Origin of the sequence: Kitasatospora sp. NPDC015120 (assembly GCF_043080305.1) — a bacterium.
Classification (GTDB): domain Bacteria; phylum Actinomycetota; class Actinomycetes; order Streptomycetales; family Streptomycetaceae; genus Kitasatospora.
The window spans coordinates 57212-73095 of record NZ_JBIBVJ010000029.1 but is presented as its reverse complement, the minus strand read 5'-3'; the positions used below and the strand labels follow the sequence as shown (position 1 = coordinate 73095).

The following is a 15884-nucleotide window of genomic DNA, read 5'->3' as shown; positions in this document are numbered from 1 at the left end:
TTCCATCGGGCGGCTTTCACACCGGCCCTCCGGGCGCTTCGTTCTTTCGTGTTTCCAGCTTATCAGATGTTTTCCGCTCCGTTTTCCGGAGTTTCTTTCGTCCGATTCGCTTCGGCCTTTCGGCGCTCCCGAACTCTATCAGAGTTTCTCGGGCCGTTTTCCCGCTCCGTTCTCGAATTTCGTTTCGAGGACTTCGACTGGGGGCCGTCCCGTGGGGCAACCCGGAGAACATTACGCACCGGGTTGCCCCACGTCAAATCAGGCCGGGGGGCCTCAGACCTCGACCACGACCGGGAGGATCATCGGGCGGCGGCGGTAGTTGTCCGCCACCCACTTGCCGATGGTCCGGCGCACGAGCTGCTGGACCTGGCGGATCTCCAGGACGCCGTCGCTCGCCGAGCGGTCGAGGGCCTCCTGCAGCCTGGCCGCGACCGGGACGAACGCGGCGTCGTCGATGCCGGAGCCGCGGGCCTGGATGGTCGGACCGCCGACGATCTTGCCGTTGGTGGAGTCGACCACCACGAAGCAGGAGATGAAGCCCTCCTCGCCGAGGATCCGGCGGTCCTTGAGCGAGGCCTCGGTGATGTCGCCGACCGAGGAGCCGTCGACGTAGACGTAGCCGGCCTGCACCTTGCCGACGATGCGGGCGACACCGTCCTCCAGGTCGACGCAGACGCCGTCCTCCGCGATGACCACCCGGTTGCGCGGGACACCGGTCGCGATGCCGAGGTCGGCCGCGGCCCGCAGGTGGCGCCACTCGCCGTGCACCGGCATGAGGTTGCGCGGCTTGCAGATGTTGAAGAAGTACAGCAGCTCACCGGCCGAGGCGTGGCCGGAGACGTGCACCTTGGCGTTGCCCTTGTGCACGACCTTGGCGCCCCAGCGGGTCAGGCCGTTGATGACCCGGTAGACGGCGTTCTCGTTGCCCGGGATGAGCGAGGACGCCAGGACGACGGTGTCGCCCTCCACGATGCGGATCTGGTGGTCGCGGTTGGCCATCCGGGACAGCGCGGCCATCGGCTCGCCCTGCGAGCCGGTACAGATCAGCACGACCTCCTTGTCCGGCAGGTCGTCCAGCTGCTTGACGTCGACGACCATGTTGCCGGGGACCTTCAGGTACCCGAGGTCGCGGGCGATGCCCATGTTGCGGACCATCGAGCGGCCGACGAAGGCGACCTTGCGCTTGTACTCGTGCGCGGCGTCCAGCACCTGCTGGATGCGGTGCACGTGGCTGGCGAACGAGGCCACGATGATGCGCTTCTCGGCGTTCGCGAAAACGTTCCGCAGCGCTGCCGAGATGTCCCGCTCGTGCGGGATGAAGCCGGGGACCTCGGCGTTGGTGGAGTCCACCAGCAGCAGGTCCATGCCCTCCTCCGCCAGCTTGGCGAAGGTCGGCAGGTCGGTGAGCCGGCCGTCGAGCGGCAGCTGGTCCATCTTGAAGTCACCGGTGGCGACGACCATGCCGGCCGGCGTGCGCACGGCGACGGCCAGCGCGTCCGGGATGGAGTGGTTGACCGCGATGAACTGGCAGTCGAAGGGGCCGATCCGCTCGCGGTCGCCCTCGGCGACCTCCAGCACGTACGGGCGGATGCGGTGCTCGGCGAGCTTGGCCTCGATCAGCGCGAGGGTGAGCTTCGACCCGATCAGCGGGATGTCCGGGTTCTCCCGGAGCAGGAACGGGACGGCGCCGATGTGGTCCTCGTGGCCGTGCGTGAGGACGATGCCGTCGATCTTGTCGAGGCGGTCCCGGATGTAGCTGAAGTCCGGGAGGATCAGGTCGACGCCGGGCTGCTCGTCCTCCGGGAAGAGGACGCCGCAGTCGACGATGAGCATGCGGTCGCCGTATTCGAAGACCGTCATGTTGCGGCCGATCTCGCCGAGACCGCCGAGCGGGGTGATGCGCAGGGCGCCCGCCTTCAGGGCCGGCGGCGCGCCGAGTTCGGGATGCGGGTGGCTCAAAAGACTCTCCTCACGACGCACGCCATATGTCCGGGGTCCTCCCCCGCGAGACATATGGCGTGCGTTCTCAGTGTCGTTTTCCTACCGGGTCTGTGCTCTCGCGCCTTCGGTCCGGTCCAGCGGCGGACCCGTGAGGGTCCGGCGAGCCGGGGCGCGCACGTCTGTGTCTGTTAGAGGTCTACCCCGCCGTCGGCGAGATCCTTCTTCAGTTGGGCGATCTCCTCGGGAGTCGCGCCGACCAGGGGCAGCCGCAGCGGGCCGGCGGGCAGGCCCTGGAGCCCGAGCGCGGCCTTGGTGAGGATGACGCCCTGGGTGCGGAAGATACCGGTGAAGACCGGCAGCAGGCGCTGGTGGACCGCCGTGGCCTTGGCCACATCGCCGGCCAGGTGGGCCTCGACCAGGGTCCGCAGCTCGCCGGCGACCACATGGCCGACCACGCTGACGACGCCGACGGCTCCGACCGACAGCAGCGGCAGCGTGAGGATGTCGTCGCCGGAGTACCAGGCGAGGTCGGAGCGGGCGATGGCCCAGGCGGCGGCGCCGAGGTCGCCCTTGGCGTCCTTGTTGGCGACGATCCGGGGATGTTCGCCCAGCCGGACCAGCGTCTCGTGGCTCAGCGCGACGCCGCTGCGGCCGGGGATGTCGTACAGCATGACCGGAAGCCCGGTGGCGTCGGCGATCTCCACGGTGTGCCGGTACAGGCCCTCCTGCGGGGGCTTGCTGTAGTACGGCGTGACCACCAGCAGGCCGTGCGCGCCGGCCGCCTCGGCCTGGCGGGCCAGCTCCACGCTGTGGCGGGTGTCGTTGGTGCCGACCCCGGCCACCACGTGGGCCCGGTCCCCGACCGCCTCCACCACGGCGCGGACGAGCTGGGCCTTCTCGGCGTCGCTGGTGGTCGGGGACTCCCCGGTGGTGCCGTTGACGACGAGGCCGTCGTTGCCGGAGTCGACGAGGTGCGCGGCGAGGCGCTGGGCGCCGTCGAGGTCGAGGTCGAGGCCTCCGTCAGCGGTGAACGGTGTCACCATCGCGGTCAGGACCCGCCCGAAGGGCGTCTGGGGGGTGGAGGTCGGAGCCATGCGTCCAAAACTACTCGTAGGCGGTGGGGCGGCACCCAGGCCGGTCCACGGTTCGGACGGCCGCGGCGGCCGGCCGGCGGTGGACCCGGCCGGGAAGCGGCCGCGCACCGCCTCTGCGGAGGCGGTTCCAGCAGCGGGGACGTGGGATTCCGGTGCTGCGTGCTCGGGGGTTCAAGCAGCACCGGAATCCGTGGTCACGAGCGTAGGGAGCGGTCAGATATGCCGCAATCCAGACATGCCAGACACTCTCCCCGGATGCCCGTCGCCGCAGGTCAGGGGGCGACCCGGCCGTGCTTCTCGAAGGCCGCATGGGTGAGCGGCATGAGCGCGGCCCACTGCTCCTCCATCCGCTCGGCGACCATCTCGATCTCGCGCTGCGGGAAGGACGGCACCGCCGAGTTCTCGCGCTTGGTGCGCAGCGACAGGAAGTGCATCAGCGAGCGGGCGTTGCAGGTCGCGTACATCGACGAGTAGAGCCCGACCGGCAGCACCGCGCGGGCGACCTCGCGGGCCACGCCGGCCTCCAGCATCTCCTGGTAGCGCCCGTACGCCTCGCGGTAGGCGGCCTCCATCGAGGCGGTGACGGTCGCGTGCTGCTCCGGGGTGCCCTCGACGAACTCGTAGCGGCCCGGGCGGCCCTGCTGGACCAGCCGGCGCTCCTCGCCCGGCACGTAGAAGACCGGCTGCAGCTCGCGGTAGCGGCCGGACTCCTCGTTGTACGACCAGCCGCTGCGGTGGCGGTGGAACTCGCGGAAGACGAAGATCGGCGCGCTGATGAAGAAGGTCATCGAGTTGTGCTCGAACGGCGTGCCGTGCCGGTCCCGCATCAGGAAGTTGATCAGGCCCTTGGACTTCTCCGGGTCCTGCTGGAGCGCCTCCAGGGACTGCTCGCCCGCCGTCGAGACCCGGGCCGCCCAGATGACGTCCGAGTCGTCGGCGGCGCTGCGGACCAGGTCCACGGTGACGTCGCCGCGGAACCGGGGGGCCGTCGTGTCGTCGCTCACGCGCTACTCCTCGCAGGCTTGTTGGTGGTGGTGCCGGTGGTGCCGGCGGTGCGGTGCAGCCGGATCGCGTGCTGCATGGTCCTGCGGGCGCGCGGCACGTCGCCGGCGTCGGCGTAGGCGACCGCCAGGCGGAAGAAGACCCGCCAGTCGCCGGGGGCCGCCTCGGCCTCGGCCTTGCGGCGGGCGAACACCGCGTCGGCCGAGGCGCGGTCGATCCGCCCGCCCTCGGTGCGCTTCAGCTCGTCGACCGGCAGACCGCCCTCGGCCTCCAGCTCACGGGCGAGCCGCTCGCTGTCCCGGCCGAAGCGGACCGTCTGGCGCAGGAACCAGAGGCCGATGACCGGGACGACGAAGGCGCACAGGCCCAGGCCGATGCCGAGCGGCTTGCCGGTGGCGATCAGCTGGACGCCCTCGCCGACGCAGATCAGCGCGACCAGCGCCAGCACGCCGGCGAGGACGAAGAAACCGGTACGGGAGGTCATGCCGGGCTCACAGGTCCAGGAAGTGTTCGAGGCCCAGGGTGAGCCCGGGCGTCTCCACGACCTTGCGCACGCCGAGCAGGATGCCCGGCATGAAGCTGCTGTGGTGCAGCGAGTCGTGCCGGATGGTGAGGGTCTCGCCGGTGTCGCCGAACATCACCTGCTGGTGGGCGAGCAGGCCGCGCAGCCGCACCGAGTGCACCGGCACCCCGTCGACGTCGGCGCCGCGGGCACCGGGCAGGCTGTGGGTGGTCGGGTCCTGCTGCGGAGGCCGGCCGGCCTCCGCGCGGGCGGCGGCGATCAGCTGGGCGGTGCGGGCGGCGGTGCCGCTGGGGGCGTCCGCCTTGCCGTCGTGGTGCAGCTCGACGACCTCGACCGACTCGAAGTACTTCGCGGCGATCTGCGAGAACTTCATGCCGAGGATCGCGCCGATCGAGAAGTTCGGCGCGATCAGCAGGCCGAGCTCCGGCGCCTGGTCGAGCAGGCCGCGCACGGTGGCCAGCCGCTCGTCGGTCCAGCCGGTGGTGCCGGTGACCACGTGGATGCCGTGGCGCAGGCAGTGGTCGAGATTGCCCATCACCGCGTCCGGATGGGTCAGTTCGACGGCCACCTGGGCGCCGGCCCGGGTCAGCTCCGCCAGGTCGGACCCGCGGCCGAGGGAGGCGACCAGCTCCAGGTCGGGGGCGGCCTCCACGGCCTTGACCGCCTCCGAGCCGATCCGTCCCTTGGCGCCGATCACGGCGACACGCAGCGTCATAGCGAAAGTCCTCTCACACCAGCAGGTCGGCGAGCTTCGCGGCCCGCCTGTCGTTGACCGGACCGATCAGGGCCAGCGACGGCCGGTACGCGCCCAGCACATCACGGGCGACCTCGTGGACGTCCTCCAGGGTCACCGCCGCTATCCTCCCCAGCATGTCGTCGACCGACAGGTGGTGGCCGTAGCTGAGCTCGGCCTTGCCGATGCGGTTCATCAGCGAGCCGGTGTCCTCCATGCCGAGCACGGTGGAGCCGGAGATCTGGCCGATCGCGCGCTGCAGCTCCTCCTCGGTGATGCCCTCGGCGACCACCTTGGCGAGCTCCTCGCGGCAGATCCGCAGCACCTCCTCGACCCGCTTGGGCTGGCAGCCGGCGTAGATGCCGAACAGGCCGCTGTCCGCGTAGGAGGAGGAGTAGGAGTACACCGAGTACGCCAGGCCGCGCTTCTCCCGGACCTCCTGGAACAGCCGGGAGCTCATGCCGCCGCCGAGGGCCGCGTTGAGCATGCCCATCGCCCAGCGGCGCTCGTCGTGCCGGGGCACGCCGGGCACGCCCAGCACCAGGTGGGCCTGCTCGGTGGCCCGGTTGAGCACCTCGACCCGGCCCGCGGTCCGCAGCGCCTTGACGCCGCGCCGGGCCTCGGCGGGGGCGGCGTCGGACTTGGCGAGCAGCGGCGCGAAGGCCCTCTCGACCTGCCGGACGACCTTGCGGTGGTCCAGGTTGCCGGCTGCGGCGACGACCAGGTGCTCGGGCCGGTAGCGCCGGTGGAAGAAGTTCGCGATCTGGTCGCGGCTGAGCGCCCGGACGGTCTCCTGGGTGCCGAGGATCGGCCGGCCGAGCGGGCCGTTGCCGAAGATCACCTTGGCGAAGAGGTCGTGGACGACGTCACCCGGGTCGTCCTCGGCCATCGCCATCTCTTCGAGGATGACGCCACGCTCGGCCTCGACGTCCTCGGGGCGGATCAGCGAGCCGGTGAGCATGTCGCAGACCACGTCGATGGCCAGCGGCAGGTCGGTGTCGAGCACCCGCGCGTAGTAGCAGGTGTTCTCCTTGGCGGTGAAGGCGTTCATCTCGCCGCCGACCGCGTCCAGGGCGGCCGAGATGTCCAGCGCGCTGCGCCGCTCGGTGCCCTTGAAGAGCAGGTGCTCCAGGTAGTGCGTGGCGCCGTTGAGCTGCGGGGTCTCGTCCCGCGAGCCGACGCCGACCCAGATGCCGAAGGTCGCGGAGCGCACCGTCGGCAGGGTCTCGGTGACGACGCGCAGGCCGCCGGGGAGGACGGTGCGGCGCACGGTTCCGGCGCCGTCCGCGCCCTTCAGCAGGGTCCGGGTCGTGCCGGGGCGCTGCGTCGCCGCCGAGGCCTGGGCCACGGGGGTACCTCCGTAGAAAAAAGCGGTCCGTCAGAAATAAGCGGTCCGTCGGGAGCGCGGGACAACAGGGTGCGGCCCGCACGCCGCTGGGGGCGTGCGGGCCGCTGGGTTCAGCTAGCGGCGCTTCACTCGGAAGCGGCCTCGGCGTTCTCCTCGCCCTCGATGACCGGGATCAGCGAGAGCTTGCCGCGCGGGTCGATCTCGGCGATCTCGACCTGCACCTTGGCGCCGACGCCGAGGACGTCCTCGACGTTCTCCACGCGCTTGCCGCCGGCGAGCTTGCGGATCTGCGAGATGTGCAGCAGACCGTCCTTGCCCGGCATGAGCGAGACGAAGGCACCGAAGGTCGTGGTCTTGACCACGGTGCCCAGGTAGCGCTCGCCGACCTCCGGCATGGTCGGGTTGGCGATCTGGTTGATCGTGGTGCGGGCGGCCTCGGCGGCCGGGCCGTCGGCGGCACCGATGTAGATGGTGCCGTCGTCCTCGATCGTGATCTCGGCGCCGGTGTCCTCCTGGATCTGGTTGATCATCTTGCCCTTGGGGCCGATGACCTCGCCGATCTTGTCCACCGGGATCTTGATGGTGATGATGCGCGGCGCGTTCGGGGACATCTCGTCCGGGGAGTCGATGGCCTCGTTCATCACGTCGAGGATGTGCAGGCGGGCGTCGCGGGCCTGCTTCAGCGCGGCGGCCAGCACCGACGCCGGGATGCCGTTGAGCTTGGTGTCCAGCTGCAGGGCGGTGATGAAGTTGCGGGTACCGGCGACCTTGAAGTCCATGTCGCCGTACGCGTCCTCGGCACCGAGGATGTCGGTGAGGGTCACGTAGTGGGTCTCACCGTCGATCTCCTGGGAGATCAGGCCCATGGCGATGCCGGCGACGGCGGCCTTCAGCGGCACACCGGCGTTCAGCAGCGACATGGTGGAGGCGCAGACCGAGCCCATCGAGGTGGAGCCGTTGGAGCCGAGCGCCTCGGAGACCTGGCGGATGGCGTACGGGAACTCCTCGCGGGTCGGCAGCACCGGCAGGATGGCCCGCTCGGCCAGCGCGCCGTGGCCGATCTCGCGGCGCTTCGGCGAACCGACGCGGCCGGTCTCGCCGACCGAGTACGGCGGGAAGTTGTAGTTGTGCATGTAGCGGCGGCGGGTCTCCGGGGAGAGCGTGTCCAGCTGCTGCTCCATGCGGAGCATGTTCAGCGTGGTGACACCCAGGATCTGGGTCTCGCCGCGCTCGAACAGCGCCGAGCCGTGCACCCGCGGGATGGCCTCGACCTCGGCGGCCAGGGTGCGGATGTCGGTGACGCCGCGGCCGTCGATGCGGACCTTGTCCTTGATGACGCGCTCGCGGACGATCTTCTTGGTCAGCGCGTTGTAGGCGGCGCTGATCTCCTTCTCGCGGCCCTCGAACTCGGGCAGCAGCTTCTCGGCGGCCAGCGCCTTGACGCGGTCCAGCTCGTTGTTGCGCTCCTGCTTGCCCGGGATGGTCAGGGCCTGGGCGAGCTCGTCCTTGACGGCGGCGGACAGCGCGGCGAGCACGTCGTCCTGGTAGTCCAGGAAGACCGGGAACTCACCGGTCGGCTTGGCGGCCTGGGCGGCCAGCTGCGACTGCGCGGCGCACAGGACCTTGATGAACGGCTTCGCGGCCTCCAGGCCGGAGGCGACGATCTCCTCGGTCGGCGCGTCGGCGCCGCCCTCGACCAGCTTGATGGTCTTGTCGGTGGCCTCGGCCTCGACCATCATGATCGCGACGTCGCCGTCCGGCAGGACGCGGCCGGCCACGACCATGTCGAAGACGGCCGACTCCAGCTCGCTGTGGGTCGGGAAGGCGACCCACTGGCCGTTGATCAGCGCGACGCGCACGCCGCCGATCGGGCCGGAGAACGGCAGGCCCGCCAGCTGGGTGGAGGCGGAGGCGGCGTTGATGGCCACCACGTCGTACAGGTGGTCCGGGTTCAGCGCCATCACGGTGACGACGACCTGGACCTCGTTGCGCAGGCCCTTGACGAAGGACGGGCGCAGCGGGCGGTCGATCAGGCGGCAGGTGAGGATCGCGTCCTCGGAGGGCCGGCCCTCACGACGGAAGAACGAGCCGGGGATGCGGCCGGCGGCGTACATCCGCTCCTCGACGTCCACCGTCAGCGGGAAGAAGTCGAAGTGTTCCTTCGGCTGCTTGGACGCGCTGGTGGCCGACAGCACCATGGTGTCGTCGTCCAGGTAGGCGACGGCGGAGCCGGCCGCCTGACGGGCCAGACGGCCGGTCTCGAAGCGGATGGTACGGGTGCCGAAGGAACCGTTGTCGATCACGGCCTCGGCGTAGAACACGTTCTCTTCCACCTGGAAGATCTCCTCTTTCGTACGTCTCCGGGAGAGCGCCCCCGCGCATCGCCTGCGTGTTGACCCTGGACGGTCGGGCCGGTCTTCGATCGAAGCCTCCGGTGCACCCCGCTTCGATGGGCGGGGCCTCCGGCGGCCACTACCGAGGACCGGCGCCTCTCGGCCGGCCGGGTCCGGACGGGCGGTCCGCGTCTGGACGCTCTCTCGGATGCGGGCGGCTTCCGTTTGAAGCCTTCGTCCCGCGGGGGTCGGGGTTCTGCTGCCTGGTGGCGCGCTTGCGGCGCCATCACCCGGCATGCCCACAACCCTACGGTGCAATCCTCGGCCACCTGGGGAGGTGCGCGCGAGTTGTTATGCACGGTCGTTGCGTTCGGGCGCCCCGGTGGGCGCCCCGGCCGTACCGCCGCGGCATACGCGCGAGGGGCGGCTCCCCGGTGTGGGGAGCCGCCCCGAGCGGCGTTCTCAGCGGGCGCCGCCGGCGGCACCGCGGCGGATGCCCAGGCGGTCGACGAGCGTACGGAAGCGCTCGATGTCCTTCTTGGCCAGGTACTGCAGCAGACGACGGCGCTGGCCGACCAGGATCAGCAGGCCGCGGCGCGAGTGGTGGTCGTGCTTGTGCGACTTGAGGTGCTCGGTCAGGTCCGAGATGCGGCGGGAGAGCATGGCCACCTGGACCTCGGGGGAGCCGGTGTCGCCCTCCTTCTGGCCGAACTCGGCGATGATCTGCTTCTTGACGTCAGAGGCGAGAGCCACTGCAACTCCTTCGAGGTGATACCGAGCGGTCCTGGTCTACGGCACAGGACTCTGGGAGAACTCGGTGTCGTGACGAGCGCGGCCGCCGGTCCTCGCCCCGTCCGGGGCGGACACACGGCTGCGCTCGGAGGCCAAGCGTACCAGTGCCTGCGGCACGGCCGTCGAGTGGCCCCGGTGCGCGGCTCAGCCGGTGGCGCCGCGGACCAGCCGGTAGACGTCGAGGACGGCCAGCACCAGCGGCACCAGCGACATCAGGGTGAGGCTGTCGACCAGGTCCAGGATGCGCCCCCAGAACGGGGAGACGCCCAGCCGCGGCACCACCAGGGCGATCGCGGTGAGCACCGCGGCGCCGAAGGCGATCGAGGCGGCCAGCCAGAGGGTGCGCAGGTCGGCGTCGGTGGAGCCGGTCCCGGCCCGCAGCACGAACTGCGGGGTGTGCAGGGAGAGGCCGACGATCAGCAGCGACAGGCCGAGCAGACCGGCGATGGTGAGGCTGAAGACCTGCGCGCTGTAGCGGAACAGCCGGGCGCGGAGCATGGTGGCCAGGCCGAGGACCAGGGCGAGCAGTTCGGGGAAGGTCTCGTCGGTGAAGCCGAGCACCGCGCAGGCGCCGACGATCACCGCGGCGCAGCCGCCGACCAGGCCGACCAGCACCTCGTGGCCGCGGCGGGCCTGGTGGGCGATCCGCTCGTACTGGACGAGTTCGGCGCGGGCGGTGTCCTCGTCGTGGTCGCGGCCGCGGGCCCGGGTCTGGCCGGGGGCGCTGTAGCCGACGGGCAGCCGGGCGAAGCGGGCGGACAGGCCGGGCAGGAAGCCGATCGCGGCGACGGCGGCGACGCCGGTGACGGCGGCGATGTGGTTGGCCGGGGTGCCGGGAAGCAGCACGGCGGCGAAGGTGGCGAGCGCGCCCGCCGCGGCCAGGAAGGCGGCGGCGACGAACAGCGAGTCCTTCTCGGGCAGCAGGCCGACCAGCAGGACGGCGACCACCAGGACGGCGACGCAGCCGGTGAGGAACTGCAGCCGGCCGGGGCCGTCCAGCGGGCCGCCGGTGGGCGCGAGCACACCGCTGCCGGCGATCAGGGCGTGTGGCAGGGCGCCGAGGCCGAGCGCGAGGCCGGCCCAGGCGTCCCGGTAGACCCGGGCGCGGACGCCGGCCAGGGCGGTGAGCACGACGGCGACGACGCCGGAGATCACCCCGGGCAGGCCGTGCATGTCGTGGCGCAGGTCGGCGAACCAGAGCGCGAAGCCGAGCAGGGTGAGCAGCACGCCGGTGCCGATGAGGCCGAAGGCGCGCATCAGCTCGGGGCCCCAGAACCGGCGGTCGGTCTCGCCGGCGGTGGCGATGGCGTCGGCGACGTCGTCGTAGACGGCGGGCGGCAGCGACTCGGCGAACGGGCGCAGGCTGAGCAGGTCGCCGTCGCGCACCTGCTGGGCGGCGAGCGAGCGGCTGCCGTCGAGCACGGTGCCGTCGCGGCGGACCAGGTGGAAGCCGGTGGGGACGCCGTCGGGCTGGGTCTGGCCGGAGAGCCGCAGCACCTCGGGGTAGACGTCCGCGAGCGGGACGTCCTCGGGCAGGGCGACGTCGATCCGGCTGTCCGGGGCGACGACGGTGACCCGGCAGAAGCCGGTCGTGGCGGGCGTCGTCATGCCCGCACCTCGTTCGCTCGACGCACTGGGCGCTCCCCCTTGATGACGGTGCCGCGGTACCGGCGGCTGGTCGGTCTGGCTGACGCGCCGGCGCCGGCCGGGCGGAACCGGCCCGGCGGGGCCACGAGTTGGCGCGGCGTTACCCTACCCGCTCGGTTCGTGTCCGGCCCCGTGGAGGGCGGGCGGCCCCGCGGGCCCGGGGTCCCAGTAGGATCGGCCCCTGCGCAGGGCGGCGGGGGCGGCGCGCGCCTCCCCGGGTGCCTGCGGTCGGCGGAGCGGGGGCGGCGTCACACGGGGCGCCCTCACCCGTACGTATCCAGTGGCGTGAGGGCTGATGCCGTGGTGATCGAGCGAAGCGTTCGTGGTCGGGGGGTGGGACGCGCATGGGCGTGATCACCGTCAAGCGGCCGCCCCGGGCCTATCCGCCCGCGGTGCCGGACGAGCCGGTGGAGATGGTCGCCCCGCCCGAGCTGCCCCGGTCGGGCGGCGAGGACTGGGTGATGAGCATCCTGCCGATGCTCGGCATGGGCGGGTCGGCGGTGTTCTTCTTCTCGCCGGGCGCCCAGGCGCCGATGAAGATCATGGGCGGTCTGATGATCGTCTCCACGGTCGGCATGGCGCTCGCCCAGATCGTCCGGGCCCGCAAGGGCGGCTCCTCGGCCACCGCGGACGAGCGGCGCGACTACCTCAAGTACCTGCAGCAGATGCGCCGCCAGGTGCGCCGGACCGCCGAGCGCCAGCGCGGCGCCCAGCTGTTCCTGAACCCCGAGCCGGACCAGCTCTGGTCGATCGTCGCGGACGGCCGCCGGCTCTGGGAACGGCGCTCCGGGGACGGCGACTTCGCGCAGATACGGGTCGGCCGCGGACCGGTGCAGCTGTCCACCCCGCTGGTGGCGCCGCAGACGGCGCCGATGGACGAGCTGGAGCCGCTGTCGGCGGCCGCGATGCAGACCTTCCTCAAGGCCCACGGCACCCTTCAGGACCTGCCGTTGGCGATCTCGCTGCGCGCCTTCTACCACATCACGGTCTGCGGGGACCCGGACACCGTCTACGGCAACGTCCGGGCGATGATCGCCCAGTTGACCACCCTGCACTCGCCGGACGACCTGCTGATCACGGTGGCGGCCGCACCAGGCGCGGTGGACGAGTGGGAGTGGACCAAGTGGCTCCCGCACAACCAGCACCGCAAGGAGAGCGACGGCGCCGGTTCGCGCCGGCTGATCGCCACCGGCCTCGGCGAGCTGGAACTGCTGCTCCAGGACGAGCTCGCCGGCCGCCAGCGGTTCGTCCGGGACGCCGCGCCGGCGCCCGACCAGCCGCACATCGTCGTCGTGATGGACGGCGCCTCGGTGCCGCACGACTCGCTGCTGGCCGGCGCGGAGGGCGTGCACGGGGTGACCATCGTCGAGGTGGTCCCGGGTGACCTGGACGAGCCGTCCGGGCACCTGATCGTCACGGTCTCGCCCGACGAGCTGGTGCTGCGCTCGGCCTCCGGCGCCACCTACGCCGGCACCCCGGACACCCTGTCCGCCTGGCAGTCCGAGGCGCTCGCCCGGCAGCTGGCGCCGTACCGGGCCTCGGCCGGCGGCGACGACGAACCGCTGCTGTCCAACCTGGACTTCACCGACCTGATGAACTCCGGTGACCCGGGCTCCTTCGACGTCACCCGCAGCTGGCGGCAGCGGGCCCAGCACGAGCGGCTGCGGGTGCCGATCGGTGTCGGGGCCGGCGGCGAGCACGTGTACCTGGACATCAAGGAGGCCGCGCTGGAGGGCATGGGCCCGCACGGCCTGTGTGTCGGCGCGACCGGCTCCGGCAAGTCCGAGCTGCTGCGCACCCTGGTGCTGGGCCTCGCGATGACGCACTCCTCGGAGACGCTGAACTTCGTGCTCGCCGACTTCAAGGGCGGCGCGACCTTCGCGGGCATGGCGGACATGCCGCACACCTCCGCGGTGATCACCAACCTGGAGGGCCAGCTCACCCTGGTCGACCGCATGCGGGACGCCATCGAGGGCGAGCTCAACCGGCGCCAGGAGCTGCTGCACCGGGCCGGCAACTACGCGAACATCCACGAGTACGAGCGGGCCCGGGCGGCCGGCGCCGCGCTGGACCCGCTGCCGTCGCTGGTGCTCATCATCGACGAGTTCTCCGAACTCCTCACCGCCAAGCCCGACTTCATCGACATGTTCATCCAGATCGGCCGGATCGGCCGGTCCCTCGGGGTGCACCTGCTGCTGGCCTCGCAGCGCCTGGAGGAGGGCAAGCTGCGCGGGCTGGACACCTATCTCTCCTACCGGATCGGCCTGCGCACCTTCTCGGCGGCCGAGTCGCGGGCGGCGATCGGCGTCCCGGACGCGTACCACCTGCCGCCGGTGCCGGGCGTCGGCTACCTGAAGTTCGGCACCGACGTGATGGAGCGGTTCAAGGCGGCGTACGTCTCCGGGCCGTACCGGGCGCCGGGGCAGCAGCGGTCGACCGGCGGCCGGCTGGTGACCGCGCGGCCGGTGCGGTTCACCGCGGCCGAGGTGCCGGTGACCGAGCCGCTGGTGCAGGAGGTCGAGCCGATCGCCGAGGAGCCGGACGACGCCCTGGCGGACACCGTGCTGGACGTGTTCGTGCAGCGGATGGCGGGCCAGGGCCCGGCCGCGCACCAGGTGTGGCTGCCGCCGCTGGACGCCCCGCCGAGCGTGGACCAGCTGCTGCCGCCGCTCCAGGCGACCGCCGAGCGCGGCCTGACCGCGCCGCAGTACGGGGCGCTGGGCCGGCTGCGGGTGCCGGTCGGCATCGTCGACAAGCCGCGGGACCAGAAGCGCGACATCCTCGACCACGACTACTCGGGGGCGGCCGGCCACGGTCTGGTGGTCGGCGGTCCGCGCTCCGGCAAGTCGACGGTGATCCGCACCACGGTGGCCTCGTTCGCGCTCACCCACACCCCGCTGGAGGTGCAGTTCTACCTGCTGGACTTCGGCGGGGGCGGCTTCCAGTCGCTCCAGGACCTGCCGCAGGTCGGCGGGGTGGCCGGGCGGCTGGACGCCGAGAAGGTGCGCCGGATGGTCTCCGAGGTGCACGGCGTGCTCAACCGCCGCGAGGAGCTGTTCCGCGCCACCGGGATCGACTCGATCGGCACCTACCGGGCCCGCCGGGCCTCCGGCGCGCTGCCGGAGGAGCAGTTCGGCGACGTCTTCCTGGTGATCGACGGCTGGAACACCTTCAAGCAGGAGTTCGAGGCACTGGAGCCGGTCATCGGCGACATCGCCCAGCGGGGCCTGGGCTACGGGATCCACCTGATCGTCACCGCGGCCCGGTACGCGGAGGTCCGCCCGGCGCTCAAGGACCTGCTGCAGAACCGGACCGAGCTGAAGCTCGGCGACGCCATGGAGTCCGAGGTGGACCGCCGGGTGGCGCAGAACGTGCCGGCCGTCCCGGGCCGCGGCGTCACCGCGGACCGGCTGCACTTCCTCACCGGTCTGCCCCGCCTCGACGGCTCCGGCTCGGTGGAGGACCTCCAGAACGGCGTGGCCGGGCTGGTCTCGGCGGTCGCCGGGGCGTGGACGGGCCCGCGCGCGCCGCAGGTGCGGATGCTGCCGGCGGTGCTGGACGGGCACGCGCTGCCGAAGGGCTTCGAGCACCCGGAGCGGGGCGTCGCGTTCGGCGTGGACGAGGCGGAGCTGGCGCCGGCCTTCGTCAACTTCGAGACCGACCCGCTGTTCATCGTCTTCGGCGACACCGAGTCCGGGAAGTCCGCGCTGCTGCGGATGCTGGTCAAGCAGATCACCGAGCGGTACACCCCGGACCAGGCCGGCATCGTGGTCGGCGACTACCGGCGGGCGCTGCTCGGCGTCGTCCCGCCGGAGTACCTGGTGGAGTACGCGGCCGCGCAGCCGGCCATGTCGAGCGTGGTCGAGATGCTGCGCGGGGCCTGTGCGCGCCGGCTGCCCGGGCCGGACGTCACCGCCGAGCAGCTGCGCAACCGCAGCTGGTACAGCGGCAAGGACATGTTCGTGGTGGTCGACGACTACGAGCTGGTGGCGACCTCCTCGGGCAACCCGCTGGCGGCGCTCGCGGAGTTCCTGCCGTTCGCGCGGGACATCGGCCTGCGGGTGATCGTCGCGCGCAGCGCGGGCGGCGCCGGGCGCTCGCTGTACGAGCCGTTCATGCAGCGGATGCGCGAGCTGGGCGGCCAGGGCGTGCTGCTGTCCGGCAACCGGGACGAGGGCCCGCTGCTGGGCACCGTCAAGCCGCAGGCGCTGCCGCCGGGCCGGGGCGTGTTCGTCTCGCGCCGGGTGACCAGCGGGCAGATGGTGCAGACGGGCTGGCTGCCGGCGCCCTGAGGGCCGGCCCTCTCGTGACGGAGCGTGTTCGAAGGGGTCGGGTCCTCGGATCCGGCCCCTTCCGGCGTCCCAGGTGCCGAAACGTTACCTAGATCTTTCCGCTGGAGGGCTGCGGTTCCCGTACCCGGCCCGGGGCTTGGGCGGGGCTGTCGAGGCTTCTGGCCGACCTGCCTCCGCAT

10 protein-coding genes are annotated in these 15884 nt (G+C 71.9%); 1 reads left to right on the top strand and 9 read right to left on the bottom strand.

Annotation, left to right across the window (positions count from 1 at the left end; genetic code table 11):
- Nucleotides 1–273: 273 nt before the first annotated feature.
- The 9 genes from ACF1AK_RS34180 to eccD form a co-directional block, all read right to left on the bottom strand.
- On the bottom strand, nt 274–1959 hold the full coding sequence (locus ACF1AK_RS34180; RefSeq protein WP_391502714.1) for a ribonuclease J: 1686 nt from the start codon (nt 1957–1959) through the stop codon (nt 274–276).
- Between the two features lie 170 nt (nt 1960–2129).
- Nucleotides 2130–3035, bottom strand: a complete 906-nt coding sequence (dapA, locus tag ACF1AK_RS34175) for a 4-hydroxy-tetrahydrodipicolinate synthase (RefSeq protein ID WP_391502713.1) — start codon at nt 3033–3035, stop codon at nt 2130–2132.
- Between the two features lie 272 nt (nt 3036–3307).
- A complete protein-coding gene (gene thyX / locus ACF1AK_RS34170) occupies nt 3308–4039 on the bottom strand; it encodes an FAD-dependent thymidylate synthase (RefSeq protein ID WP_391502712.1) in 732 nt (243 codons plus the stop codon).
- Nucleotides 4036–4521 (bottom strand): hypothetical protein, encoded by a 486-nt coding sequence (locus tag ACF1AK_RS34165; protein WP_391502711.1) that lies wholly within the window; start codon nt 4519–4521, stop codon nt 4036–4038. Before ACF1AK_RS34165 ends, thyX begins: the two co-directional genes overlap by 4 nt.
- 7 nt (nt 4522–4528) lie before the next feature.
- Nucleotides 4529–5275: a 4-hydroxy-tetrahydrodipicolinate reductase gene (gene dapB / locus ACF1AK_RS34160; RefSeq protein ID WP_391502710.1), complete on the bottom strand. Its 747-nt coding sequence runs from the start codon at nt 5273–5275 to the stop codon at nt 4529–4531.
- A 13-nt stretch (nt 5276–5288) separates the two neighbouring features.
- Nucleotides 5289–6641, bottom strand: coding sequence for a M16 family metallopeptidase (locus ACF1AK_RS34155; RefSeq protein WP_391502709.1), 1353 nt, complete (start codon nt 6639–6641; stop codon nt 5289–5291).
- Between the two features lie 125 nt (nt 6642–6766).
- A complete protein-coding gene (locus tag ACF1AK_RS34150) occupies nt 6767–8974 on the bottom strand; it encodes a polyribonucleotide nucleotidyltransferase (RefSeq protein WP_391502708.1) in 2208 nt (735 codons plus the stop codon).
- Nucleotides 8975–9436: 462 nt separating this feature from the next.
- Complete coding sequence (gene rpsO, locus ACF1AK_RS34145; RefSeq protein ID WP_209416808.1) at nt 9437–9727, bottom strand: 30S ribosomal protein S15; 291 nt, start codon at nt 9725–9727, stop codon at nt 9437–9439.
- 183 nt (nt 9728–9910) lie between these two features.
- A complete protein-coding gene (gene eccD, locus ACF1AK_RS34140; RefSeq protein ID WP_391502707.1) occupies nt 9911–11374 on the bottom strand; it encodes a type VII secretion integral membrane protein EccD in 1464 nt (487 codons plus the stop codon).
- A gap of 383 nt (nt 11375–11757) precedes the next feature.
- On the opposite strand from eccD, the gene eccCa reads away from it, so the two are divergent.
- Nucleotides 11758–15705, top strand: a complete 3948-nt coding sequence (gene eccCa / locus ACF1AK_RS34135) for a type VII secretion protein EccCa (RefSeq protein WP_391502706.1) — start codon at nt 11758–11760, stop codon at nt 15703–15705.
- Nucleotides 15706–15884 lie beyond the last annotated feature (179 nt).

Excerpts from the sequence above, each read along its gene's own strand:
- dapA (WP_391502713.1), bottom strand. The coding sequence starts at position 3,035 with ATGGCTCCGACCTCCACCCCCCAGACGCCCTTCGGGCGGGTCCTGACC.
- ACF1AK_RS34165 (WP_391502711.1), bottom strand. The coding sequence starts at position 4,521 with ATGACCTCCCGTACCGGTTTCTTCGTCCTCGCCGGCGTGCTGGCGCTG.
- dapB (WP_391502710.1), bottom strand. The coding sequence starts at position 5,275 with ATGACGCTGCGTGTCGCCGTGATCGGCGCCAAGGGACGGATCGGCTCG.
- eccD (WP_391502707.1), bottom strand. The coding sequence starts at position 11,374 with ATGACGACGCCCGCCACGACCGGCTTCTGCCGGGTCACCGTCGTCGCC.
- eccCa (WP_391502706.1), top strand. The coding sequence starts at position 11,758 with ATGGGCGTGATCACCGTCAAGCGGCCGCCCCGGGCCTATCCGCCCGCG.